General features: G+C 49.7%; 25 protein-coding genes and 1 tRNA gene. 19 read left to right on the top strand and 7 right to left on the bottom strand.

Going from position 1 to position 24,588, the window contains the following annotated elements; genetic code table 11:
* The first annotated feature begins 53 nt into the window (after positions 1-53).
* The 18 genes from BM091_RS10650 (at position 54) to BM091_RS10735 (ending at position 17,493) form a co-directional block, all read left to right on the top strand.
* On the top strand, positions 54-1,472 hold the full coding sequence (locus BM091_RS10650; protein WP_093395683.1) for a response regulator: 1,419 nt from the start codon (positions 54-56) through the stop codon (positions 1,470-1,472).
* Positions 1,463-1,939 (top strand): metallophosphoesterase family protein, encoded by a 477-nt coding sequence (locus BM091_RS10655; protein WP_093395685.1) that lies wholly within the window; start codon positions 1,463-1,465, stop codon positions 1,937-1,939. The genes BM091_RS10650 and BM091_RS10655 overlap by 10 nt, the downstream gene beginning before the upstream one ends.
* Before the next feature lie 34 nt (positions 1,940-1,973).
* Positions 1,974-2,369: a YbjN domain-containing protein gene (locus tag BM091_RS10660; RefSeq protein ID WP_093395687.1), complete on the top strand. Its 396-nt coding sequence runs from the start codon at positions 1,974-1,976 to the stop codon at positions 2,367-2,369.
* 10 nt (positions 2,370-2,379) lie between these two features.
* Complete coding sequence (locus BM091_RS10665; protein ID WP_093395688.1) at positions 2,380-3,405, top strand: potassium channel family protein; 1,026 nt, start codon at positions 2,380-2,382, stop codon at positions 3,403-3,405.
* Positions 3,406-3,423: 18 nt separating this feature from the next.
* Positions 3,424-4,128: a PspA/IM30 family protein gene (locus BM091_RS10670; RefSeq protein ID WP_093395690.1), complete on the top strand. Its 705-nt coding sequence runs from the start codon at positions 3,424-3,426 to the stop codon at positions 4,126-4,128.
* 81 nt (positions 4,129-4,209) lie between these two features.
* Complete coding sequence (gene era / locus BM091_RS10675; protein WP_093395692.1) at positions 4,210-5,127, top strand: GTPase Era; 918 nt, start codon at positions 4,210-4,212, stop codon at positions 5,125-5,127.
* Positions 5,124-6,569, top strand: coding sequence for a flippase (locus tag BM091_RS10680; RefSeq protein WP_177193616.1), 1,446 nt, complete (start codon positions 5,124-5,126; stop codon positions 6,567-6,569). The genes era and BM091_RS10680 overlap by 4 nt, the downstream gene beginning before the upstream one ends.
* A gap of 40 nt (positions 6,570-6,609) precedes the next feature.
* On the top strand, positions 6,610-7,578 hold the full coding sequence (locus BM091_RS10685; protein ID WP_093395696.1) for a lytic transglycosylase domain-containing protein: 969 nt from the start codon (positions 6,610-6,612) through the stop codon (positions 7,576-7,578).
* Between the two features lie 37 nt (positions 7,579-7,615).
* The gene (locus BM091_RS10690) at positions 7,616-7,804 is read left to right on the top strand and encodes a hypothetical protein (protein WP_093395697.1); all 189 of its coding nucleotides are present in this window, start codon (positions 7,616-7,618) and stop codon (positions 7,802-7,804) included.
* An 81-nt stretch (positions 7,805-7,885) separates the two neighbouring features.
* Complete coding sequence (locus BM091_RS10695) at positions 7,886-8,176, top strand: hypothetical protein (protein WP_093395699.1); 291 nt, start codon at positions 7,886-7,888, stop codon at positions 8,174-8,176.
* A gap of 214 nt (positions 8,177-8,390) precedes the next feature.
* Complete coding sequence (aprB, locus tag BM091_RS10700; RefSeq protein ID WP_093395701.1) at positions 8,391-8,837, top strand: adenylyl-sulfate reductase subunit beta; 447 nt, start codon at positions 8,391-8,393, stop codon at positions 8,835-8,837.
* A gap of 30 nt (positions 8,838-8,867) precedes the next feature.
* The gene (gene aprA, locus BM091_RS10705) at positions 8,868-10,775 is read left to right on the top strand and encodes an adenylyl-sulfate reductase subunit alpha (RefSeq protein WP_093395703.1); all 1,908 of its coding nucleotides are present in this window, start codon (positions 8,868-8,870) and stop codon (positions 10,773-10,775) included.
* A 173-nt stretch (positions 10,776-10,948) separates the two neighbouring features.
* Complete coding sequence (locus BM091_RS10710) at positions 10,949-12,208, top strand: CoB--CoM heterodisulfide reductase iron-sulfur subunit A family protein (RefSeq protein ID WP_093395705.1); 1,260 nt, start codon at positions 10,949-10,951, stop codon at positions 12,206-12,208.
* A 4-nt stretch (positions 12,209-12,212) separates the two neighbouring features.
* A complete protein-coding gene (locus BM091_RS10715) occupies positions 12,213-14,432 on the top strand; it encodes an FAD-dependent oxidoreductase (RefSeq protein WP_093395707.1) in 2,220 nt (739 codons plus the stop codon).
* Positions 14,433-14,453: 21 nt separating this feature from the next.
* Positions 14,454-15,620, top strand: a complete 1,167-nt coding sequence (locus BM091_RS10720) for a (Fe-S)-binding protein (protein WP_093395709.1) — start codon at positions 14,454-14,456, stop codon at positions 15,618-15,620.
* 68 nt (positions 15,621-15,688) lie between these two features.
* Positions 15,689-15,967 carry a hypothetical protein gene (locus tag BM091_RS10725; protein WP_093395711.1) on the top strand — a complete coding sequence of 93 codons (279 nt, stop codon included), beginning with the start codon at positions 15,689-15,691 and terminating at the stop codon, positions 15,965-15,967.
* 26 nt (positions 15,968-15,993) lie between these two features.
* Entirely contained in the window at positions 15,994-16,710 is a 717-nt protein-coding gene (locus BM091_RS10730; protein ID WP_093395713.1) for a YkgJ family cysteine cluster protein, read from the top strand.
* Between the two features lie 27 nt (positions 16,711-16,737).
* Positions 16,738-17,493 carry a YkgJ family cysteine cluster protein gene (locus BM091_RS10735; protein ID WP_177193617.1) on the top strand — a complete coding sequence of 252 codons (756 nt, stop codon included), beginning with the start codon at positions 16,738-16,740 and terminating at the stop codon, positions 17,491-17,493.
* A 3-nt stretch (positions 17,494-17,496) separates the two neighbouring features.
* On the opposite strand, the gene BM091_RS10740 is transcribed toward BM091_RS10735, so the two are convergent.
* Positions 17,497-18,078: a flavodoxin family protein gene (locus tag BM091_RS10740; protein WP_093395717.1), complete on the bottom strand. Its 582-nt coding sequence runs from the start codon at positions 18,076-18,078 to the stop codon at positions 17,497-17,499.
* A 105-nt stretch (positions 18,079-18,183) separates the two neighbouring features.
* Here BM091_RS10740 and BM091_RS10745 point away from each other — a divergent pair, with 105 nt between their 5' ends.
* Entirely contained in the window at positions 18,184-18,603 is a 420-nt protein-coding gene (locus BM091_RS10745; RefSeq protein WP_093395719.1) for an HIT family protein, read from the top strand.
* Between the two features lie 69 nt (positions 18,604-18,672).
* Here the strand turns inward: BM091_RS10745 and BM091_RS10750 are convergent, their stop codons facing one another.
* The 6 genes from BM091_RS10750 to BM091_RS10775 form a co-directional block, all read right to left on the bottom strand.
* The gene (locus tag BM091_RS10750; RefSeq protein ID WP_093395721.1) at positions 18,673-20,466 is read right to left on the bottom strand and encodes an NAD-dependent malic enzyme; all 1,794 of its coding nucleotides are present in this window, start codon (positions 20,464-20,466) and stop codon (positions 18,673-18,675) included.
* Between the two features lie 512 nt (positions 20,467-20,978).
* Positions 20,979-21,314 (bottom strand): NfeD family protein, encoded by a 336-nt coding sequence (locus tag BM091_RS10755; RefSeq protein ID WP_093395723.1) that lies wholly within the window; start codon positions 21,312-21,314, stop codon positions 20,979-20,981.
* 37 nt (positions 21,315-21,351) lie between these two features.
* Positions 21,352-21,930 carry a hypothetical protein gene (locus tag BM091_RS10760; protein WP_093395725.1) on the bottom strand — a complete coding sequence of 193 codons (579 nt, stop codon included), beginning with the start codon at positions 21,928-21,930 and terminating at the stop codon, positions 21,352-21,354.
* A gap of 454 nt (positions 21,931-22,384) precedes the next feature.
* Positions 22,385-22,461: transfer RNA gene (locus tag BM091_RS10765), tRNA-Met, on the bottom strand.
* A gap of 54 nt (positions 22,462-22,515) precedes the next feature.
* Positions 22,516-22,734, bottom strand: coding sequence for a NifU family protein (locus BM091_RS10770; RefSeq protein WP_093395727.1), 219 nt, complete (start codon positions 22,732-22,734; stop codon positions 22,516-22,518).
* Between the two features lie 67 nt (positions 22,735-22,801).
* Positions 22,802-24,529 (bottom strand): FG-GAP repeat domain-containing protein, encoded by a 1,728-nt coding sequence (locus tag BM091_RS10775; protein WP_093395729.1) that lies wholly within the window; start codon positions 24,527-24,529, stop codon positions 22,802-22,804.
* Positions 24,530-24,588 lie beyond the last annotated feature (59 nt).

Consider the following 24,588-nt stretch of genomic DNA (forward strand, 5'->3'; position numbering starts at 1 on the left):
TCGTGACCGCTTGCTGAGAAATAGTGAGAGAGGGTCCTGGGAGAGACGGCCGAATGATTCCCGGTAAATCCGGCTTTTCCGGAAGGATTGAAAATGTTGAACTTACGCAGATTATTCAGATGGTCTGCATGTCGGGCCATAATGTGCGGATAATCGTAAAGGCAGGTGATCGGGAAGGTATTGTCCTGGTCTACGGTGGATCTATCTTTCATGCGGAGGCGGAAGGTCATCAGGGTGAAGAAGCAATATACCGTATGGCTACCTGGGAAGGACAGGTCTGCGAGTTTTCTCCTCTTTACGAAGAGCCGAAAGTGAAAACGGTTAAGAAAGACTGGCAGTACGTTCTACTCGAGGCTGCTAGAATTCAGGACGAGCAAAGGATTCAGAAGAAGATTAAGGTGTTAATCGTCGATGATTCGGAGTTCTTTGTCAGGCGGTTAAAAAGTGTGCTTGACGAGGATGATGAGCTGTCCGTTGTGGGTGCTGCAAGGAACGGATCGGAAGCTGTTGAATTTCTTAAAGAAAAAGCTGTTGATGTGGTGGTTCTGGATATCTTTATGCCCGTTATGAAGGGCGATACGGCCCTTAAGCACATAATGCTCAAATTCGGCGTACCCGTTGTGATAATGAGCGCTTTTCCGAGAGGCTCGGAGGCGACTCTTTTTGAGTTCCTGTGTCTGGGGGCCGTTGATGTTTTCCCGAAACCCACGTCAAATGAGGGTTTCGAATGGCAGCATGACCTCAGGAACCGTTTGAAGAAAGCCGCCAGGGCCTGTGTTTCTCGCTTCAGGTTAATAAGGCCCGGGAGGGACTCCGGGGAAAAGTACAAAACCCCCCGGAAGATGGCCTGTTCTAAAATAAGGGAAAAACTTACCGTTGTAGTGGGAGGAGAAGCTTCTCATGGCGAATGGTTCCGCCTGCCTCTGGAAAAGCTTTCTCAAGAGGGAATCTTGGCGGCCTTTTCAACTCTCCATGCCGAAATTCTGCCTCTGGTTATGAATCTGATAAGGGATAAAGCACATTGTGGAACCCTTTTTCATAATACCGGTGATGCCGTTAAGATATTTCCGGGTAGTGTGAATTTCTTCAGCAGTGACCGGAGATGGAGATTTACCGGAGCGGCCGAATCGGATGGATGGCTGGTTGAACCTCTCGAAAGCTCTACAGGGACGACCGATGCGGCGGTGGAACTTGCCCGTTCGGCTATCGAGGTCGGCATAAGAGAAGTGAACATGATTATTCTTTCCGGGGCCGACGAGTTTCCTTCAGAAGAAGTCAAAAATCTCGTGGATTGTGGAGTGAGGTTCTGGATTCCACCTCTTGACGGGATGGTTTTTTCCTGTATGGCCGAATCGGTTATTCGCTCTGTTGACTCCACTACTGTGGGTAACTCCGTTATTCTGGCGGATAATTGGGATGCGTTGATGGTAAAATACGAGGGAGAGACCGGCGGTGATCAGCAATGCGAATAGTTGTTGTCTCAGATACCCATCTTTCCACCGTAACATCTGACCTGAAGCAGATTGCCGGAGAATTCTTTTCCGATGCCGATCTGGTGATACACCTGGGCGACTGGGAAAGTATTGATGTTTATAATTATCTGAAGAAGTATCCTCTTATTGGCGTTGCGGGTAATGCCGATCCGCCAGAATTGAAGAAGCTTCTTCCTTATAAAAGGCAGATAAAAATCGGGGGCTATCGGCTTGGGATCATACACGGCCATGGAGCTTCTTTCGATCTTGTAAGACGCCTTCGTAAGGAGTTCACAAACGTCGATGCAGTCCTCTTCGGCCATACTCATGAACCTTACCAGAGCAGAGATGGTGGCATATGGTGGGTCAATCCCGGATCATTGTTTATGGGGCGGTCAGGTGTAGAAAGAAGCCTGGTAATTCTAACCCTCGAAAACCAGATTAAGGTAGAGCTGGTTCTGCTTTAGTTGAGTTTGGGAAAATTATGGAGGAGGTTGAGAGATGAACGAGCATTTTTTGAAGGTGAAGGAATATGTTCTGGCCCTGGGTATGGAAATCGTTGACGAGCATCCAGATGAAGAGCTTCTGGTGGTAAGGGATGAAGAGCGTGGCATTTTTGATCTTATTATAGACTGTGAGGATCCTATTCTGGTTCTGGAACAGCTTATTATGCCCGTGCCGGAGAAAAACAGAGAGGACTTTTTCAAGAGATTACTCCAGATCAACCGTAATCTCATACACGGAGCCTTTGCCCTGGATGAGGAGGGAAGAAAGGTATTGTTCAGGGACACATTGCAGTTGAAAAGCCTGGATTTTAATGAACTGGAAGGCTCCATAATGGCACTTGAATTGGCTCTCGTGGAATACGGTGACGAATTAAAAGCCTTCATGGATTAGCGGTTCCTATATGAACGCCGTCCTCTATCTCATAAGACGCTTCTGGGATTATGTTAGGCGCGAGAGATTGCACAGGGTTTTTCTCGTCGCTTTCCTCATGATAGTTATTTCGGGCCTTCTTTTTGCCGTTGTTGAGCGTAGAAGCAGCCTTTTGGATGCGATATGGTGGGCCGTTGTTACCGTTACCACGGTGGGCTACGGTGACATAACGCCCGTGACCAGGGCGGGAAGGATAATAGCTATAGTTATTATGTTCTTCGGGATAGGCCTTGTGGGCATTCTTACGGCAACCCTCGCAGGATTTTTTATAGAAGACCGGGAGCAAAAAAAACGGGGAGTACAGGTGGTGAATACGGCCGGACACTTTATCATTTGTGGATGGAGCTACCGGGGGTATGCCGTTTATTCTGAGTTGAGGAGCGATGTTAAGACCAGAAATATCCCTATTGTGCTAATTGCAGAATTGACGGAATCTCCCGTTATAGATGATCCTGACTTCCTCTTTGTTCACGGCGATGTCAACGAAGATACCTTAGCCAGAGCAAGGGCCGGTGATGCCGAAGCGGTCATCGTTCTGTCGGAAGATCGGCTGGAACCCTATACCAGAGACGCCAAGGCGATACTTACGGTTTTAACCATCAAGACACTTTACCCGAAGGTTTATGTTTGCGTTGAGATTGTTGACGGTAAAAATGCAGAACATTGCAAGAGAGCCGGAGCAGATGAGATTGTGGTCTCGGGTGAATTGGGAACCAATTTACTCGTGCAGGCCGCATTGGATCACGGAGTGACGGAACTTGTCAGTGAGCTCGTTAGCAACAGGTACGGTAATGAACTATACATGATACCTGTTAGGGCCGATATGGCAGGAAAAACATTTTTTGAAGTTATGGTGTCATTGAAAAAAGAAAATAATGTGTTATGTGTGGGAGTGAAAATGGAGGATGGGAGGTTTGTTTCCAATCCTTCTAATGAATATGTACTGAAGACCGGAGATCGTCTGGCCGTTATTGCAGGCCAGCGGCCGGTTTTATAGAAATCAGGGGAGGACGGTATGGCCGGCATATTGAAAAGATTGTTTAAAGTGGGACAGGCAGAGATGCATTCCGTTGTAGATAAATTAGAAGACCCCATTAAGCTTACCGAGCAGGGTATAAGGGATCTGAAAAAGGACCTTTCTGCAGCCCTTACGAGCCTTGCAGAAGTGAAGGCTCTGGCGATACGCCTTAAAAAACAAATGGAAGATGCGAAGGCCGCCGCAAAAGACTACGAAAGAAAAGCCCTTATGCTCCTTGAAAAGGCGAAAAAAGGAGAGCTGGAAGTGTCTGAGGCCGAAAGGCTTGCAATGGAGGCACTTACCAGAAAGCAGGAATGCGAAAGCAGAGCGGCTCAGCTTGCAGCCGATTATGAGGCTCAGAACAATATGGCGACTCAACTTCAGGCGAAGGTCGAACACCTTAAAAGAGAAATTACCAAGTACGAAAACGAACTGATAACCCTTAAGGCCAGGGCGAAAACCGCCCAGTCAATGAGAAAGATAAATCAACAACTCGCAAAGATTGATTCTTCGGGCACCCTTGCAATGCTGGAACGCATGAAGCAGAAGGTTCAGGAAGAAGAGTCTCTGGCTGAAGCGTACGGTAGGATTGCTTCCGAGACAGCTTCCGTTGATGATAAGATTGATCAGGCACTTGCAACTCCTTCTTCCGCCGGTGCCGTGACGGAGCTGGAAGAGCTGAAAAAACGGCTGGGTATGTAAATCTTTCCGGTGTTGCCGTTAAGGAACTTGCAAACGTGACGCCTCGAGGTGTCACGTTTTTTCATGGCTGCAGGAGTGGATATGACGGAAGGATTCAGGTCCGGATATGTTGCAATTCTGGGTGCTCCGAATGTCGGGAAGTCAACCCTTCTTAATCAGATCCTCAAAGAGAAAATTTCCATTACCTGTCCGAAACCGCAGACGACCAGGAACCGTATTGCAGGAATATACAACACCGATGCCTGCCAGATCGTTTTTGTGGATACTCCCGGCATCCATCAGGCCAGAGATATGTTCAACAAAATACTGGTCGATACGGCCATATCCACTCTCCAGGATGTGGATGCCGTCTGTTTCATGATCGAAGCAACGGAGGAGCCGAAGGAGATAGACCTTTTTGTTCTTGATCAGATAGCTTCGGTTTCTACCCCGATGTTTCTGGTTATAAACAAGATAGATCTTATGAAGAATAAGGCTCTTTTGTTACCCCTGATGGATTATTACAGCAGGAAGCACACCTTTGAAGCCATTGTGCCCGTATCTGCACTCCTTGGAGATGGTGTTCAGGATTTGCTGGACGAAATAAAACGGGTTCTTCCGGAGGGGCCGAAATTTTTTCCCGAGGACTACATCACCGATCTGCCGGAGCGCTTTATAGTTGCCGAGTTTATAAGAGAGAAGGTATTTCACCTCACCCGTGAGGAAGTGCCCTATTCCGTTGCGGTGACTGTGGAAAGCTTTCGCGAAGACCCCGATCGTAAACGCATTGACATAGAAGCCACGATACATGTTGAAAGAGAGTCTCAAAAGGGAATCATAATAGGAAAGGGCGGAAGAATGCTCAAGGAGATCGGCCGTCTGGCCCGGGAGGACATAGAACGTTTTCTTGGTTGCCATGTCTATTTGAGTCTTTTCGTAAGGGTTCAGGAGAAATGGCGCCGGGATATCAGGGTCCTCAGTGAGTTCGGATTCAGACCTCCAAGGAAGAAGAAAAGGTGAGATCAGCCCTTCAAACCGGTGATCTTTTCAATTTTATCTTTTCTTTGTCGGCGCAATCCATAGGCCGGGCCGTATCTATCGGGTCAAACATTGTTGTCTTCCTTCTCGTAGCAAGAATCCTGGGAGCCGACACGCTCGGACAATTTGCATACTTCGTCACCTACGCTTCTCTTCTGGCAACCCTGGTGGATTTCGGAACGGGTGAGACTGCCGCTAAGGATCTGGCAAGTCTTCCCGAGGAACTGCGCCCGGCCTACTGGGGTAACTTCCTGTCTCTAAGGGTAGTACTATCCATCCTCGGTGTTGTCATCGGCATCTTTCTCGGCGGACTGTTACGCCAGGACATCCGGAGAGAGCTCATTGTTGCCAGTCTCAGCGTTCCTTTCGTGGCTTCCAGGATATTTGATCCACTTTATCAAATATTTGGCAGACCGTGGTATTCCAGCATCGCATCTGGGGCTTTTGGTTTATTCTATCTGGGAGCCTCGGGTTTTGTATTTTCCCTCAAGAAGCCGGGCACATTCGAACTCGCGATGGCATTTCTAACGGCTCATGTTCTGTACGCCCTGGTGGCCTCTTTGCTGGCCCTGAACTTGCTGAAACCCCGATTTTCACTCAACCGGGTTTTGCTTAAGAAAAACCTCCGTATTGCGGTACCTCTCGGTATTTCTTCCATCTTTACCATGATTAACAGCCGAGCCGATACTTTTATGCTTGCCTGGCTTAAAGGCGACAGAGATGTGGGGCTCTACAATGCGGCCTACAAGCTCGTTGACATAGCGGCAACTGTTGTTATCGTTTGCACCACCCCGGCGCTGCCCATTGTATCCAGGGTTGCTTCCGAAAATTCCCGGAAATTTGCAGGGCTTTCCCGAAAGATTTTCTCGTTGATGCTAATATTCCTCGGACCTTTTGCATTGCTTACGCCGCTTTTTTCCGATCCTTTGATGAGATGGCTCTACGGTGATGAGTTCGCTCCTGCTGCAACGGCACTTAACATACTTGCCTGGGTATGTCTGCTTGTTTGCTTTTCCGTGGTTTCCAGCATGCTCTGTCTTACCCTGGACCTCGTCCACTTTGCCTGGTGGAGCTCGGCCCTTGCGGCACTTCTGAACATCTTCCTGAATTATCACTGGATTCCCGAGTACGGCATTATCGGATCTTCCTGGGCTACTCTGCTATGCGAAATTCTTCTTCTGGGCATTACTGTCGGATACCTGTCTGAAAAAGAAAGGGGAACTGTTCCCTGGAGTTTTTTCGCTCTGTACACGCCCGCAATGGGTTTATCCTGGCTTATAATCTATAAATTACTTCACTTTCCGGAAAGAATGACTATATTGACTGTGGCCTTAAAAAGTGGCCTTTGTTATTTTGCACTTGTGGGTGTGGGTTTTCTGTGCAGGCGTCTTGTAAGTGCAGAAGGAGAAAAACAAAAGATCTGAGTCTGATTTTGCGAGATCTTTGAAATGAACCTGAGGTGCCATGAGGTATTTTAAGTGGTTTATTGGGGTGAGCGTTGTTATTCTCGTTGCAGTGGGATGTGGTTTTGCCTTTGAGGGGGATGGCAGCGTCCGTGTTAAACCGGGGGAAAGGGTTCTGTTAAGTCCCCTGTTGAGTACGGCATTTGAAAACGCAATTTTTGTTTCCTCCAATGACAGGCTGGATGGGCCCGATTTACGGTCTCTTTTTCACCCCTCCGTTGATTACTGGGTTGAGAGGTTTTCCAGAGGTCGGTGGAGATATTCTCTCGAAGAGGCGCTTCGAAACCTGTGGATTTATGAAGGTACCATGCGCCGCATTTTTAGAAGGGCGGGAGTGCCTGAAGAATTGATATTCCTTTGCCTCGTGGAGAGCCACGGCAGGATTTTAAGTCTGTCACCTCACGGGGCTGCAGGGCTATGGCAAATCATGCCCTCTACGGCGCGATATCTGGGGCTTAGAGTGAATAACGTTGTGGATGAGCGCTATGACCCCGTCAAGTCCACCTGGGCGGTGGCCAGGTACCTGAAAAAACTTTACGAAAAGTTCGGAAGGTGGGATCTTGTGTTTGCCGCTTATAACTACGGCGAGTACGGGGTTGAAGAGAAGATCAGGCGCTACGGGGTAAAGGATTTTTTCAGGCTGGTGGAGCTGAGATGTTTTCCCCGCGAAACCCGTACGTATGTTCCAAAGGTGTTTGCTACAATTCGAATGGGCAGATCTTTGCTCTACGCGCAGTACATGGATAAGGAAAGGCTGACCGTTCGTGCCGTTGAAGTCCTGAGGGTGACCAGGCCCGTTTCTTTGATGGAGCTTTCCGAGATCCTGGGAATGCCCCTGTCGGTTCTTATGAGGTTGAACCCTGCCGTCAGGAACCCTTATGTAAATCTGCCCGGTGGATTTCTTTTACACGTTCCCATAGGGCTTAGAGACCTCGCGGTGCGGGCTCTGTGGGGAAGCAGGGTCATGTGAAGAGGTGAATCCAGGGTAGAGGGGAAGGTGGTCATATATGAGTATCCGAAATCTTGCGCAGGACCTTTATAGAGCACAGAGGGAAGTAGAAGAACTGGAGAAAAAGCTTGCGGAATTTTCCGGTAAGGAATCGGAAAGATTACTTCTTGAAGCCAGACTGCAGGAAGCCAGAGCGGAAAGGGATAAGCTCAAAAAGCTGTTGGAAGATGCAAAGAGAGGATCTTGAAAACCGGCCGGTTATTACTGCCTGCACTGACGCCGGCTCCTGCTCCCTTCGGTTGTATCTTTGGAAATAGGGTGTAAGATCATGAAAGATAATAAGATGGAAGCCTCTAAAGAGTGTTTTGTCTGTAGAGCCCGGAGTGGGGTGGTTTTTACTCCTAGAGAGGAAGAGGTTCTGGAGGCAATCCGGGGATTGACTTTGAGGTTCAGGATATTGAAAAGGCGTCTGAAGGAACTTAAGGCCTCGGGCAAGAATCCCGATGAGGTTGCTCAACTGGAGGAGGAACTGGAGGCTTTGAGAAAAGAAAGACAAAATCTCGAACGGGAACGGATTGAAGCGGCCAGGGAAAGGATGAGGATTCTTGGACATGAGTAATTTCAGGCAGTTAGATTATGTAAAGAGAGCACAAAATTTTTGCTTCAGCTTTGTGAAATACATCATTTTTTCCTTGACACTCCGGCCTTCCACCGTATAATGACTTTGAAAAAAAATGCACAAATTTATAAGGCGTCTATATTAGTGCGCCCTTCCGGTGGAAGGGCTTGTGAGGGCAGGTATAAGTGGTGTTAACCATTCAGGAGGTGGAAGAATGCCGAGTTATGTGATTCTGGAGAAATGTGATGGTTGCAAGGGGCAGGATAAGACGGCCTGTATGTACATCTGCCCTAATGATTTGATGGTTCTCGATAAGGAAAGGATGAAGGCTTACAATCGTGAGCCTGAGCTGTGCTGGGAATGCTATAACTGTGTGAAAATTTGCCCACAGCAGGCTGTTGACATCCGTAGCTATGCCGACTTTGTGCCTCTGGGAGCATCTGTTGTTCCGCTTCGGGGTTCTCAGGACATTATGTGGACCATCAAATTCAGAAATGGTGAAGTTAAGCGCTTCAAGTTCCCCATTCGTACGACCCCTGAAGGACAGGCACAGCCCTGGCCGGATGAATGGCCGACGGGGACCGACGACATCAAGAGCCCGCTCCTCTGCACCGAGCCGGGTTCGACACTGGCCAGCGAACTGCCGACGCTGAAAAAGTAAGAACCGGTAACACCTTAAGGAGGTGGAGATATGCAGCCTTTTGAAACCGTAGTTGTTGATACCGATCTTTTGATCCTGGGCGGCGGAATGTCCGCTTGTGGAGCCACTTTTGAGGCTTCTTATTGGGCCAAGAAGCATGGATTGAAGGTAACGGTTGTCGATAAGGCCGCCATGGATCGTTCCGGTGCCGTAGCTATGGGTCTTTCGGCCATCAATGAATACATCGGCTACGGCAAGGGTCAGAATACCTGTGAAGATTATGTAAAGTACGTTCGTCAGGACCTCATGGGTATTTCCCGTGAAGACCTGGTTTACGACATTGCCCGCCATGTTGACTCCTCCGTTCATCTTTTCGAAAAGTGGGGACTTCCCATCTGGAAAGATGAGAAGGGTGAATACGTCCATGAGGGTCGCTGGCAGATCATGATCAACGGTGAGTCCTACAAGGTCATCGTTGCCGAAGCGGCCAAGAATGCGCTTGCTACCCTGGGTGAAAACGGTCAGCTCTTTGAGCGTGTATTTATTGTAGAACCGCTGATGAACGGCGATACCTGTGTTGGTGCCGTTGGTTTCAGCGTTCGTGAACCCAAGTTCTACGTCTTCAAAGCCAAGGCAACGATCGTGTGCATGGGTGGTGCCGTCCATGTCTTCCGTCCTCGCTCGGTAGGTGAAGGTCTGGGTCGTGCCTGGTATCCGCCCTGGAACTGTGGTTCCTCCGCCTACTTCACCATCAGGGCCGGTGCCGAAATGACCTGTCAGGAAGTGCGCTTTATTCCCGTTCGTTTCAAGGACGGTTACGGTCCCGTCGGTGCCTGGTTCTTGCTGTTCAAGTCCCGTGCGACCAACGCGTTCGGCGGCGAGTACATGGTTGAAAGAGCCGAAGAGCTCAAGAAGTGGGCTCCCTACGGAACCGGTAAGCCCATCCCGGCCAACCTGCGTAACTGGCTCGGTATGGAAGACATCATGGAAGGTAAAGGTCCTATTTACATGAGGACCGAAGAGGCCATCGCCAACCTGGCTGCTGCTTACAAGGATGATCCCAAGGCCTTCAAGAAGAAGATGAAAGAGCTCGAAGCCGAGGCCTGGGAAGACTTCCTGGATATGACCATTACGCAGTCCTTCCTGTGGGCCGCTACCAACGTGAAGCCCGAAGAGAAGCCTTCTGAAATTGCTGCTGCCGAGCCTTACTTCATCGGTTCTCACTCCGGTGCGTCCGGTGCATGGGTCTGCGGGCCTGAAGATCTGATGCCTGAAGAATACAAGGCTCAGTGGAAGGATATCGGGCTTTACAACCGCATGAGCACCGTAAAGGGCCTCTTCTGCGCCGGTGATGCTTCTGGAGCATCGAGCCATAAGTTCTCCTCGGGTTCTCATGCCGAAGGTCGTATCGCCGCCAAGGGTGCTATCGCTTACATTCTCGATCACAACCAGGCCCCCGAGGTCGATATGGCCAAGGTCGAGGAACTCAAGGAAAGGATTCTCAAACCGCTCCAGATCTTCGAACAGTACTCACCCATTTCCAGCGATCCGGAAATCAACCCCAACTACATTATGCCCAAGATGTTCATGTTCCGTCTGCAGAAGATCATGGACGAGTATGCTGGCGGCGTAACGGCTCAGTTCACGACCAACAAACCCATGCTTGAAAGGGCTCTGGAGTTGCTCCAGTTCCTGAAAGAAGACTCTGAAAAGCTTGCCGCACGCGATCTCCATGAACTCATGAGAGCCTGGGAGAATGTACATCGTATGTGGATCGCCGAAAGCCATGTGCGTCACATCCTGTTCCGCGAAGAAACCCGTTGGCCCGGCTACTACTTCCGTGCCGACTTTCCGGATATGGATGAAGAAAACTGGAAGTGCTTCGTCAACTCCGTGTGGAATCCTCAGACCGGCGAGTGGACCCTGAAGAAGGTTCCCGTAGTGCATCTGCCCGTCTAACGAAGTCATGATGTAAACTGTAGGCTATAGGCCCCGCCCTTTAAGGGCGGGGTTTTTTGTTTGTGGTGTTTGCTCTACGTGAGGAAATATGCTATGGGAATGCGATCTCTTTTTGTTCGGCCGAACTTGCGGAACAGGTAATGTGAAGAAAAACTTTCTGGAGGGTCTTTGTAATGAGCGAGGCGACCAATAGAAGTATCCTGGTGGTTGGCGGTGGAATTACCGGTCTTAGTGCCGCCGTTGAGGCTGCCGAATCCGGCTGTAGTGTTTACATTGTCGAAAAAGAGCCGTATCTGGGGGGGCGGGTGGCCCGGATGAACAAATACTTTCCTAAACTATGTCCGCCTAATTGCGGTCTGGAAATTAATTTCAGGAGAATTAAGACCAATCCGAGAATCCGTTTTTTTACCATGAGCGAGGTTCTCAAAATATCCGGGTCGCCCGGAAATTATGACGTGACCATTCGAATCAATCCTCGCTATGTCAACGAGAAATGCACGGCCTGTGGTAAGTGCGAGGAGGCTGCCGAAACGACCATTCCCAATCCTTTTAACTACGGCCTTGACCGGGTGAAGGCGGCTTATCTGCCTCACGATTTCGCTTTTCCCTTAAGATACGTCATCGATCCCTCAGTAGTCGGTACGGAGGAAGGGGAAAGGATTAGAGCCGCTTGTCCTTATGGCGCCGTTGACCTTGATATGAAGCCACAGGAGTTCGATCTAAATGTAAGCGCCCTTATATGGGCGACGGGCTGGCAGCCTTACGATGCTTCGAAGCTCCTTTATTACGGCTTTGGAAAATACTCCGACGTTATAACCAACATCATGATGGAAAGATATGCGTCTCCTGATGGTCCCACAGGGGGCAAAATCGTAAGGCCTTCTACGGGTGAACCCGTTCAGAAGGTTGCTTTTATTCAGTGTGCAGGATCCCGGGATGAAAATCATCTGCCCTACTGCTCCGGTGTGTGTTGCCTGGCTTCTTTGAAGCAGGCTACCTATGTGCTCGATCAGAATCCCGATGCCGGAGTCTTCATCTACTACATAGACATACGGGCTCTTGGACGTTATGAAGACTTTTTCAAGAAGGTTCAGAAGGACGAACGGGTTGTGTTCATAAAGGGGAAGGCCGGAGAAGTCACACTTTCTCAGTCCGGAAAGCCCGTGGTTCAGGCAGAAAATCAGATTACCGGCGAAATCACAAGGGAAGAATTCGATCTGGTAGTCCTTGCCACAGGAATGGTGCCTTCTACGGCGGAATCCAAGGTTCCTTTTGACGTTACCTATGATGAACACGGCTTTATGCTCAACGGGAACGTTGAGGCCGGAATTATACCGGCAGGGTGTGTGAAGCGCCCCGTTGATGTAGCCACCTGTGTGCAGGATGCGACTGCTGCAGCCCTTAAAGCCCTTCAGATGACCGTCAGGAGGTAGCAAAATGGAGAAGAAGATAGGCGTTTATATATGCGAAGGATGTGGGATAGGTGAGGCCCTTGATCTAGAGGCTCTTTCAGAAGTCGCAACGGGCGAATTCGGAGTTGCCGTCTGTCGTAAACACGCTTTTCTCTGCGGTGAAGAAGGGGTTCAGATCATAAAATCGGACATTGAAAAAGAGGGCGTAAACAGTGTCGTTATTGCCGCCTGTTCCCCCAGAGTGATGTACGATGTTTTCGACTTCGGTCCTGATAAGCTTTTGGAAAGGGTCAATCTCCGTGAACAGGTAGTCTGGTGTCATCCACCAAACGACGAAGACACTCAGATGCTTGCGGAAGATCAGTTGAGGATGGGAATTACTAAAATCAACGACATGGCGCTTCCTGAACCCTTTAGAGCCGAAGAGTTAAGCAAAGACATTCTGGTGGTCGGTGGAGGTCTCACAGGTCTGGTTGCCGCCCGGGAAGCCGCAAAAGCCGGATACAGGGTTGTTCTGGTAGAGAAGGAAGCCGAGCTGGGGGGGTATCTGAAAAGGGTTTATAAACTGCCGCCCTCTTCACCTCCTTATAACGAACTGAAGGATACTGGCATAGATGAACTTATATCTTATGTTACCGGAAGTGAGCTCATAAAGGTTTATACGGGGGCGACTGTTGAGTCTATTGAAGGTGCTCCCTGCATGTTTGATGTGACCATTCGCAAGAACGGGGGTAGCTCCAGGGAGCGGGTTGGCGCGATTGTACTTGCTACCGGATCTGTTCCCTACGACCCTTCCGGCCTTGACGGTCTGGGCTACGGGAAGTTTCCGGACGTCGTTACACTTCAGCAGGTTGAGGAAATGTTCTTGAGCGATTCCGTAAAACGCCCGTCCGATGGTGGAGAAATCGGCGGTGTTGCCTTTGTGCTTTGTGCAGGGTCGAGAGATGAGAATCATCTTCCCTACTGTTCCTCGGCTTGTTGCGTGGAAGCCCTGAAGCAGGCCAAGTACTTTAAAGACCGCAATCCCGATATGCCCGTTTATGTTATTTACAGGGACATCCGTGCAAACGGCGTTTATGAGCTTTTTTACAAGGAGATGCAGAAAGAAAAGGTCTTTCTCATAAAAGGCGAGGTGAAGGCGGTAGAAGATGACGGATCGGGCAAGCTGGTGCTTACCGTGGACGATGTTTTAACGGGTTCTCCCGTGATGACCGAAAGTGTGGATCTTGTCGTTCTTGCCACGGGCATGGTACCGACGACCGCCTTTGGGGAGCCTTATCGTCAGGTACAGAGCCAGGAAGGTCAGGATGAAATGCAGGTACCGCCGGATGTTATTCTGGTCTCCAACATTTTGAATCTGAAATACAGGCAGGGACCCGAGTTGCCTGCTCTGAAGTACGGTTTTCCCGATTCTCACTTCATCTGTTTTCCCTATGAGTCCAGAAGAACTGGGATATATCCTGCAGGCTCTGTGAGGGCTCCGATGGATTACGCTAGAGCGGTGGATGATGCTACCGGAGCGGCTCTTAAAGCCATCCAGTGTGTTGAGCTTACCGCTCAGGGTATGGCGGTTCATCCACGAGCCGGAGATATGAGTTATCCCGAATTTTTCATGCAGAGGTGCACTCAGTGCAAGAGATGCACCGAGGAATGTCCCTTTGGTGCGATAAACGAAGACGAGAAAGCCAATCCTCTGCCCAATCCCACCCGTTGCCGTCGTTGTGGGGTTTGTATGGGAGCATGCCCTGAAAGGATTATATCCTTTAAAAACTACTCCGTGGGCATGATAGGGAACATGATAAAGAGCATTAACGTTCCCGATGAATATGAAGAAAAACCCCGTATTCTGGTACTTGCCTGCGAAAACGATGCCTACCCTGCCCTTGATATGGCGGGTTTAAGAAGGCTTGAGTACAATCCCTGGGTCAGGATTATACCGCTCAGGTGTCTTGGATCCATGAACATAGTCTGGATAGCGGATGCTCTTTCCAAGGGAATAGACGGCATTCTTCTCCTTGGTTGTAAGCGGGGAGACGATTACCAGTGTCACTTCATAAAAGGAAGCGAACTGGCTAACATCAGGATGACCAAAATTAAGGAGACACTGGATCGGCTTGTGCTGGAGTCGGAGCGAGTAAGAGTAGAGGAGGTATCGATATCCGATTACTATCGACTTCCACAGATACTCAACGACTTTGCAGAAAAACTCGAAGAACTTGGCCCCAATCCCTACAAGGGCTTTTAGTTTGTGAGGGAGGAGAAGGCGATGGAAGCTAAATACGTATCTCAGGAAATGAGAGATTACATTATAGAGATGGGGGCAGAGACCATCACCTGGTGCATGCAGTGTGGTCTTTGTACGAATCTTTGCCCCTGGAGACTGGTTCCGGGTGAGACAAGCGAAAAGTTCAGCATCAGGCGGATGCTGAGGCTCGGACAGATGGGCATGGAAGGTTTCGAAGACGAAATCGTGCTTTTTGCCTGCTCAACCTGCGGCATGTGTCAAAGCAATTGCCCCCGGGGTGTGAAGATAATTGATAACGTAAGATCGATGAGGGCCAGCATAGTGGGGGCCGGAATGGCTCCCGCCAACCTCAGACCCATTCTGGGAAGTGCTCACGCCAACGGCAACCCCTGGTCCGGACCTCGTGAGAAAAGAACGGCATGGCAGGATGGTCTGGATGTTCCATCCTTCGGCCTCGAGACGGAATATTTTCTCTTCGTCTGTTGCCATTCCTGCTATGATCCACGGAGTACGAAAATAGCCCGTAGTATAGTGAAGATCCTGAAGCATGCTGGGGTTTCCTTCGGGGTGATAGGGGTTGAGGAGTCCTGTTGCGGTGAGAGCATGAGAAAGCTGGGTGATGAGGAACTCTTCCAGAAGCTTGCGACCTCTAATATTGAATTGTTTAACTCCAGGGGAGTAAAAAAGATCATAACGACGTCTCCTCACTGTTACTGGACCTTCACTCAGGAGTACCCCGCCCTGGGAGGGGAATGGGAGGTTGTACATTACACGGAATTGCTCGAACAGCTTGTGGAAAGCGGCGCTATTTCTTTTCCGGTAGAGAAACGGCTGAAGGTTGCCTATCATGATCCCTGCTACCTGGGACGTCACAGTGGAATATATGATGCGCCCAGACGGCTGTTGAACTCCGTTGAGGGGATTGAGCTGATTGAGTTGAGCAGGGCCAGAGAGCTCAGCCTCTGTTGCGCCGGCGGTGGAGGGCGCATCTGGGCGGAAGTGCCTATGGGAGAACGATTTGGCGAGCTCAGGATTGCCGATGCCCTGGACAAAGGTGCCGATATGATTACCACCGCCTGTCCTTACTGCATGAATATGCTTATGGATGCCTGCAAAACCATGGGAAAAGATGATCAGCTTCAGGTAACGGAGCTTTCCGAGATTCTTGCAGAAGCCCTTGAAGGCTGAGTTTATTTTAAGTGGTAAGCGGAGGGCGTCGGTTCCCCGCTTACCCTGCGGAATACGAGGTAAAAGTAATGGCCGAAGCAATCAGGATTAAGCTGAAGGAGATCAGAAGAAAGGGAAGGGATTATTTTCTGGCGTCATGGCAGGAAGGTGAATTGGTTCTGGAACCTCATTGCTTTTGCGGTCAGGAACTTGAAGAGGATTACGTTTGCCCTGTATGTGAGAGGTCCTGTAATATAACCTGCTTTGTCTGTAAAGACCCTCAGGCTCTGGCGGTGGTCGAAAAGTTCATTTTCGGTCACCCTCAGTTCAGGGATTTCGAAGCCTATCTACTTGACACGTCCGAATAAATTCCGGTCTTAGCAGAGGGTAGATTATGGTTGAAAGCAAAGAGGAACTGGTGCTTGAAGGCGGTGACTCGATATGTTTTGCCTGTCACCAGGGTCTTCCGTGTTTTACCAGGTGTTGTCGTGACGTGAATATTTATCTAACCCCTTACGACGTGCTGAGAATGAGAAGAGCCCTTGGAATGGGCTCCTCTGAGTTCCTTTCGCGTTACACCCGTTCATTTCTGGCAAAGGTTACGCACGTACCGGTTGTTCAGCTTCTTATGGATCCCGAGACTTTGAATTGCCTTCTTGTGACGGATGAAGGTTGCCGTATCTACGATGATCGCCCCTGGGCATGCAGAATGTACCCTCTGGATATTAACCCCAGGAAACCGGGAAGTTACAGGCTCATTGCAGGTGCCGATAAGTGCTTTGGCTTAAAGGAAGCTCAATCCTGGACCTTAAAAGAGTGGCTTTCGTCTCAGGGCATTGAGCCCTACGAACGCATGGAGGCCCTTTATCAATCGATAATGCCTGCCGGTTTTAAGCCCGGTGGAATAATGGATGCGGGGCTGGGCAAGCTGATTTTTCTTGCCTATGACCTTGACATATTCATGGAAATGGTAAAGGACCCGAAGTTCAGAAAGCTTCACGAGATTTCCGAGCCCGAATTCAACGAAGCAATGAGCAATGATGAAAAGCTACTGGAGCTTGCTTTCGGTTACATAAAGGGACAGTTGGAGGAACTTTACGGTTTGGCGTGAGGTTGTATAGGAGTGTATATTCGCAGTTTGCAGTGTAAGGGTGTTCCGGAAGAAAAATTAGAAGCTCTGGAGTGGGGTGCAAGGTTTAATTTTGCCTGTCATCCTGACGTTCCCTGTTTTACCGAGTGCTGTCGGAACCTGAGGCTCCTGCTGACCCCTTATGATGTGCTGCGCCTCAGGAAGGCCCTGGGCCTGTCCTCCAGAAGTTTCATTGACGAATACACCGACCTGGAGTTCAGGGAACCCGCTCGATTCCCCGTGCTGTACTTGAGAATGAAAGACGACGATGAACGGCTCTGTCCTTTCCTGAAGCCGGAGGGTTGCGCTGTTTACGAACACAGACCCTCGGCCTGTAGAATTTATCCGGTTGCCAGAGCAACCAGGTTCCACGGGGTTCATCAAACATTGATCGAAAGTTTTTATGTGATCAGGGAAGATCATTGCAGGGGTTTTCAGGAATCCCGATCCTGGACTGTGGAGGAGTGGCTTGAGGACCAGGGGCTCGGTCGCTACCTTCGTTTTAACGATGAGTGGACCAGAACTGTGATGCACAAATCCCTTAGCAGAGGGCTGTCGCCGGCTCAACAGCAATTCGTCTATACCCTTACATACGATCTGGACGTTCTCAGAAAAATGATGGAATCGGGAAAGCTTGACCGGGTCTTCATAATCGACGGTGCCGAGAGGGAAAGGTGCCTTAACGACAATGAGGCCCTTCTGACGTTCGGTCTGAAATGGTTGAGATTTTCTCTCCTGGGAGAATCAACCCTGGAAGTACGTTGAATTTCACAAAGCAAATGATCTCCCCAGCTCCTCACACCGTTGCAATACTTCGGGAAAATTTCTGATGGCACCCCTGTCGTCCACGCCTCGCTGGCAGATGTCTCCTGAATATTCAACGTTAATTGCATCGAAGAAGTATTTTATCGTAAGACGGCAGCAATCAAACAATCGTGCTCCTTTTGTGGCACCGACTCCCAGGAAAAAACCCTTGCGGCCTTCAAGAGGCAATGGGCGATAGGGCAGGTCTTTGTCGGCGGGCAGACGTTGTGCCATGAAGAGTGCCTGAGTGCGGTCGATCAGGCATTTTAGCTGACCGGGAAGGCCGTAAAAATAGTTCGGGCTGGAAACCACAATACGGGGATAGGTAGCCAGAGGTCTGTAGAGCATTTCCATGTCGTCTTTGCGAAAACAGTATCCTTTCTCGTCACAGTGTCCACAGCCTATACATCCGTGAATTTTCAGTTTCCTGACGTAAATTTTTTCTACCATTGCACCTTCTTTTTCTGCCCCTTTAAGAAAATGGTCGAGCATAATATCGGAATTTCCGTTGGGTCGTGGAGAACCGTAGATTGCAAGGATTTCCATAATGCGTCTCCTTAATGATCTTGACTGTGCCGGGAAAATTCCATAGCCATTGATGAAGATTGAACGGATAACAATATAAGCTCACAACAGATGGAGGGCAACGCTATGGGTGCAGGATCCTGTATTTTCTGCCAGATCGTTGAAGGCAAAATTCCTTCTGCAAAGCTGTACGAGGATGATCTGGTTATAAGCTTTCTGGACATAAATCCGATAAATCCCGGCCACTCTCTTGTCGTTCCCAAGAAACACGCTGCTACAATTTTCGACATCGACGATGATGTCCTGGCGAAGTGTGCCGTTGTTGCCGCCAGGGTTGCCAGAGCTATTAGGTCTGCTACCGGTTGCGAAGGGCTCAACGTGCTACAGAACAATTTTCGTTCTGCCGGTCAATTGATCGATCACTTCCATATTCACCTGATTCCCCGGTATGAAGGTGACGGCTTTCTGACCAGTTGGCCCGGAACTCCCTATCCGGAAGGTCAGATGGAGGAAATGAAAAATAAGATCGTTGCGCACCTGAAGTGAACCTTGCAGACGAAAAACCCTGCCCGCAGATGGAAGGGCGGGCAGGGTTTTTCGCGTACGTTTCTGTAACTATACGTATTCTTCGTAATCAGGGTAGTACATAAGTGAACGAATATGGGCCTCAAGGTCCTCTGGTTCTGGAAGGTTGGCCAACCCTCGTCGATAAGCAACTTCGGCAACGGATACGGCAATTCTGAGCGACACGTCTCTGATTCTGGTGAGGGGCGGGTAGATACGGCCTTTTTCGAGATCGCTCTTATCTACCATCTGCGCAAGCGTTTTGGCGGCAACGTAGAACATTTCATCCGGTACCAGCCTTGACCACGATGCAATAACTCCAAGCCCTACACCCGGGAATATGTAAACGTTATTGCCCTGAGCGGGATAAAATTTTTTATCCTGCCATTCTACCGGTTCAAAGGGGCTACCGCTGGCAAAGATGGCTCTTCCGTCGGTATAACGATAAGCTTCTTCGGCAGTGCACTCGGAATTGGAAGTCGGGTTCGAAAGAGCAAAGATTATGGGTCTTTCGTTTATGCGGGCCATGGTAGCCAGTATTTCGGGAGTGAACATTCCCGGCCTTCCCGAAACTCCGATTAAGGCGGTGGGTTTTATGAGCTCTACGGCCGAAAGCAGATCTGGAGCGAAGGGATGATCATGGGCAAACCTGCGTTTATGCTCCGTTAGATCTTCTCGACTCGACACTATTAGCCCCTTTGAATCAACAAACCAGCAACACCTTCTTGCTTCCTCCTCGGCGACGCCTTCGGCTACCAGGGCGGATACAATAAGTTCCCCGGTTCCAAGCCCTGCTTCGCCGGCACCCAGGAAGAGAATCCTTTGATCCTTCAAAGCTCCACCCGTGATTCTCAAAGCAGAGTATAGACCTGCCAGAGTAACGGCGGCCGTGCCCTGTATGTCGTCGTTAAAGCAACAAACCTTGTCTCTGTATTTGTTCAGAAGCCGGAAGGCATTCTTGTTTCCGAAATCTTCAAACTGGATAAGAGCTCCGGGGAAGACGTGATTAACGGCCGCTACAAACTCGTCAAGGAGGGCATCATATTCAGGGCCTCTGAGCCTTTTCTGCCTTATCCCGATGTAAAGTGGATCGTTGAGCAGGGCTTCGTTGTCCGTTCCCACATCCAGGGTTATTGGTAGGCTTAGGGAATGGTGTATGCCTGCGCAGGCCGTGTAGAGGGCGAGCTTTCCAACAGGAATACCCATACCATCTGCTCCCAGGTCTCCCAGCCCCAGGATTCGTTCTCCGTCGGTAACCACTATGATCCGGATGCACTTGTGAGGCCAGTTTCTGAGTATGTTTACTATGCGGCCTTTGTCCTGGGGCGTTATAAAAATGCCCCTGGGCCTTCTGAAGATGTGGCCGTATTCCAGACAGGCCTGTCCGACCGTTGGAGTATATACTATGGGCATAAGTTCTTCTATATTCTCGAGAAGGACTCGATAAAATAGGGTTTTGTTTCTATCCTGCAGACTGATCATAAAAATGTATTTTTCCAGGTCGTTTGGCTTCCTTCGCAGGTTTTCAAGTACTCTCATCATCTGTTCCTGGATTGTGTGCACTTTAGGCGGGAGGAGTCCCCGTATGCCAAGAATATCTCGTTCCTTTTCGGTAAAAGCGGTACTTTTGTTAAAATCCGGATTTCTGAGAAGTTCTATCCCTTTTGGGAGTTCGTCTAATCGCTTTTGCCTTTTGATGACTTCCGAAACTTCGGCGAAAGATGTTTCTTTTGTGAGAGCTCTGGTAGCGATATCACCGAGGAATCGGGCAAGGGAATAGGGTTCCACCATCTCTTTGGGAACTCTGATAATCATATCTTGGTCGTCAAAGGAAATACTGTACATGAAGTTCCCTCCTCCGTTATTGGATTTGATTGTAGCAGTGCACCGGGTCGTGAATGATAATCAATATCCGCACTTAATACCACACTTTTTTGATTGCATTCGGCGACGAGACAGAGGTCCGTATCCTTTGTTTGAAGTTGCAGGAATCAGGCTGGCCCGGGCATTCTCGCGACCCACAATATACTTAGCAATGCCTAAACACATTTTATCCTTGACACCCGTTCTGGAGTCGTATATCTACAATGCCGAGTTAGGCAAGCCTAATGTAATAATTGTTCGGGTTCACGTGTGGTAAATGGAGAGAAGGTGACATGCCCGCCTTCTGTTCCGTCAAAAACGATTGGATCTAAAGCATCTGCTGGAACTAACTATAGGGTCACTTACGCCCACTGCCCCTTCGGAAAGGGAAACTGAGTCAATAAGCGGTCTAGGAGGCCTGACAAGCGCGGATATGCCCGATAGAACATCCCTCGTGAGACTCGTGAGAGCGGAAAATTTCACTGTAGCTGGCCTCAAATGTCGGTGGCTACATCGTTTGGTGCGCTTGCCTTCCGGATCGGAGAGACGAAAAGGGTGAGAGATAGCGCCGCCGTGATTCGAACCCTGTCGTTCGGGCTACAGGCCTCGGTGCTTTCTGCCTTCCAGATTTCTCCGTCAACCAGGATGGTTCCGCGGTTGCCCGCCCACGTCAAAACGCGGGCCTCCTTTCCCACATAGGAATTCAGCCCCACTAAAGAACGCCGAGACCTCATCTTCCAATACCAGAAAAGAGGGAAAAGAAAGTGTTCACAGATTTCGATCACCACGATTCCACCTACCACCCAGAGGAATACTTGCTTCAGATCCATTGTGGTTTCAGTTCCCTGAAGCCACGCATGAGTTGGATCAATCCAACATCTGGTGGCCCACCCAAAGTAGCATGAAGAGGATCACAACCACCGCCGGACTCGTGTGCAGGGTTCGAGCGGTCTTGATGAGGGACGGAAAACCCAGTCGGAACTTCATCAAGAGTCCGAGCAGAGCAAATCCCAGGAGAAGAGCGAGGGCCCATTCGGGCAAGCTGGTGGACCTACACCGTGAGAGCACGAAATGCCATAGGGCAATACCCAGCGCCGAAAGATTTCCCACGTAGTGAATCGGCATCAGGCGCCTTCTATTGAAGGTATAAAAATCCGCCCATTTCTTGCGCGACGTACTGGATCGGCTACGCTTCAACATGTGCCTGGCGGTGAGTGCCAAGACGGCAGGGATGTTGGCAATGGCAAAAAGCCAAGCCGCCGTTTCTCCGGTTGCTTCGTTTCCGTGGTCCTCCTCTTGAAAAAGCCCTTTTTCTTCGATCTCCCGCTCGAAGAATCTTTGTTTTTTGGAGTGATCATGATCTGCACGGGCTCCTGAGACAAAAATAACCGAAAGCAGGCAGGCCCAAGGAAGCACCCACTTTCTGAAACAGTTCCTGACCATCATCTTTATCCTCCTTGCTTAAGTCGGGCTTATGCCAGGCTCGCCAAGATGCATGTCCGTGAACGGCGCAAAAAGCCCGGGTGTTTTCCGAAAAACCCGAGGGAGAAGGCCCACATTCACGAAAGGTCAAGAAAACTGGGTTCATCTCAACCCATTTTATCCATTCCGGCAGGTGTGTCCGCCTCCTTGGTTCTCTCCTGGGAAAGCCCAATCAATCCTTGAGCAATGCAAAAAAGAGATGCCAACCCGACAGACAGTTATGACCGTACTGAAAAGGGTCAGAAGAATCGGAAAGAAAGGCTCTAAGCAACGATCGGCTGTGTGCGAGGTGCTACGGCTACAGCAACAACCCCTGGATCCTGGCATCTTCCAAAAAAGGTGGATAATTGCCACACAGAACCATCCTGAATCAAAAACGAAAAGGACTTAGCCCTCAACGCTAAGTCCTTAACTTCCCTGGTAGCGGGGGGAGGATTTGAACCTCCGACCTTCGGGTTATGAGCCCGACGAGCTACCTGACTGCTCCACCCCGCGTCACGACATTAACCTATATAACTCGCACCCTTTATGTTGTCAACAGGGTTGAATTCATACGGCAACGACCTCGGTAACCTCGGGGACCTCCTGCTTGATGATTCGCTCAATGCCCGACTTAAGAGTCATCTGACTCATGGGACAGCCGTGGCACGCACCGGTGAGGCGAACCTTGACGGTTGACCCTTCCACGTCCACCAGTTCCACATTGCCACCGTCTCTTTGAAGCATAGGTCTGATTTTCTCAAGCACCTTTTCGACCTTTTCCTTCATCCCGTTTCCTCCCAGAAGTTTTTTTAGGTCTTTAAGTTAATCACGAAGCACCTGAAGGGCAATGGGATTATCTCTTTGCCTTCTTCAGGTTAAGGTCGTAGGCAAACATCACCGTCTCGGTTTTCCAGATCGCGACGAGGTCTTTACCGAGAACAACGGAAACAAGAAGCTCGGGGACACCATTCGAATCCGTGTCGGCCAGACGAATGCTGGTAACCATGCCGCCCAATTCCCTGGTCGCCCAGTTTTCGATAAGTCCTACCTGATCCCAGGAAAGAGAAACGACCTGACCGCTTTCGTAGTATTTAAAGCCCGCAGGCAAAAATCTGCTGTAGTCCGGTGAACGATTAGCAACAATTTCCTTTATGCCGTCTCCGTTCAAATCGGTAACGATTATGGGTGTTGGAATGTAATAATAGTCAATGGCATTATATCTTGCGTCGGACACCTTTCCCAGGATGTAGTTCGTAGTTGCTCCAAATCTGTGGCGGCTTTTCCACATCAGTTGACCGTTTGATCCGACAATTGCCAGCCTGTTGTCCGGCAATATAACCACGTACTCTTTAGAACCGTTTGAGTCAACGTCCACCATGGTAAAGTTAAATACATTACAGTACTTTGTCGGAACATCGATGGTCCTTGAAGGGTTCAGCCTGTCATTCTGCCACTGCATCTCATAGATTTTGTCGTCAAATCCCCCATGGGGGTTAGCCTTCTGGCCGAGGAGTATCCTTTCGCCTTCTAAATCCAGAACGTTTAGAAAGTAAGGGATGTCTTTTTCAAGCTCAACCAGGTTTCCTCCGTCCCATTTAAGGATCAGGGAAGATGGCGTGCTGAATTCAGACAGAGCCTGAGCCATTGAGTCGTACATGCCTCCTACCGTCAGATTCTTCTTCTTCATGGCCGATACGATGATCTCAGCGGCTCCGTCTCCGTCCACATCCTTAAGGGAGCACCAGATGAAACGTTGCATTTTGGAGGCTTCGTGGGTTGCAATGGTCTTCAGCCCGGCACCCTGGCGTACGAAGACCGATACCCGTTCATAACTTGCCGTAACTATTTCCTGCCTGCCATCTCCGTTCAGATCACCTACATCCATTCCCAGGATCCCCTCTCTTAATGTCTGACTTCTCCAGACACCGAGATTCTGTAACACTTCTTCGGGGGTAATCTCTATAAAGTTAGGATTAAGGTAGGAAATGTTTTGCCCTTCCAGGAGCGGATTTATCAGTACGTCAAGAGGCGATGCTGGTTTTTGTGATTCTGCTGCTGCCTGGGCTATTGCAGCATTGTTTTGACCTGCCGTTGCAAGGCCCGATATTGCGGAGGTTATATTGGAAGCCATCAAGTTTATCTGGGGAATGACGTCGTCCAGACTGAGTCCCTGAGCGGTGTATTTTTGTGGAGGACCGCCTGCTGTCAGATTGTAGAGCCATCCATCAATGCTGACAGATTTTCCTATACCTGTTATGCTTCCTACCAGAAGATAATCTGTTCCCAGTCGCGATTTCAGTTCAGATCTGGAGGTCTCATCCAGTTCCAGACCCGGGGTTACAGGAAGTTTAACAACCTCATCCAGTGGTAGGGCAACGGTCTTTCCCGGGAGGGTTAGCCGCGAAACAAGTAGATTCTGTACACCCCTTTGCAGGTAGGACATGTCCTCCGGCGCCTGCATTACGAAACGGCTCACGGCGACCGACTTTGCCGATTGGGCCGCAAGGCAGACCGGAAGAAGCGAAAAAACAACTGCCCCCACGATGGATATAAAACCGGATAATTTTAAGATTCTCTTCACTGTCTCCTCCTGCTATTTCGCCTTTTAGCCCGGCACTCACGCCGGTTTTATGCTATCAT

It is taken from the genome of Thermodesulforhabdus norvegica, from assembly GCF_900114975.1.
Lineage (GTDB): Bacteria > Desulfobacterota > Syntrophobacteria > Syntrophobacterales > Thermodesulforhabdaceae > Thermodesulforhabdus > Thermodesulforhabdus norvegica.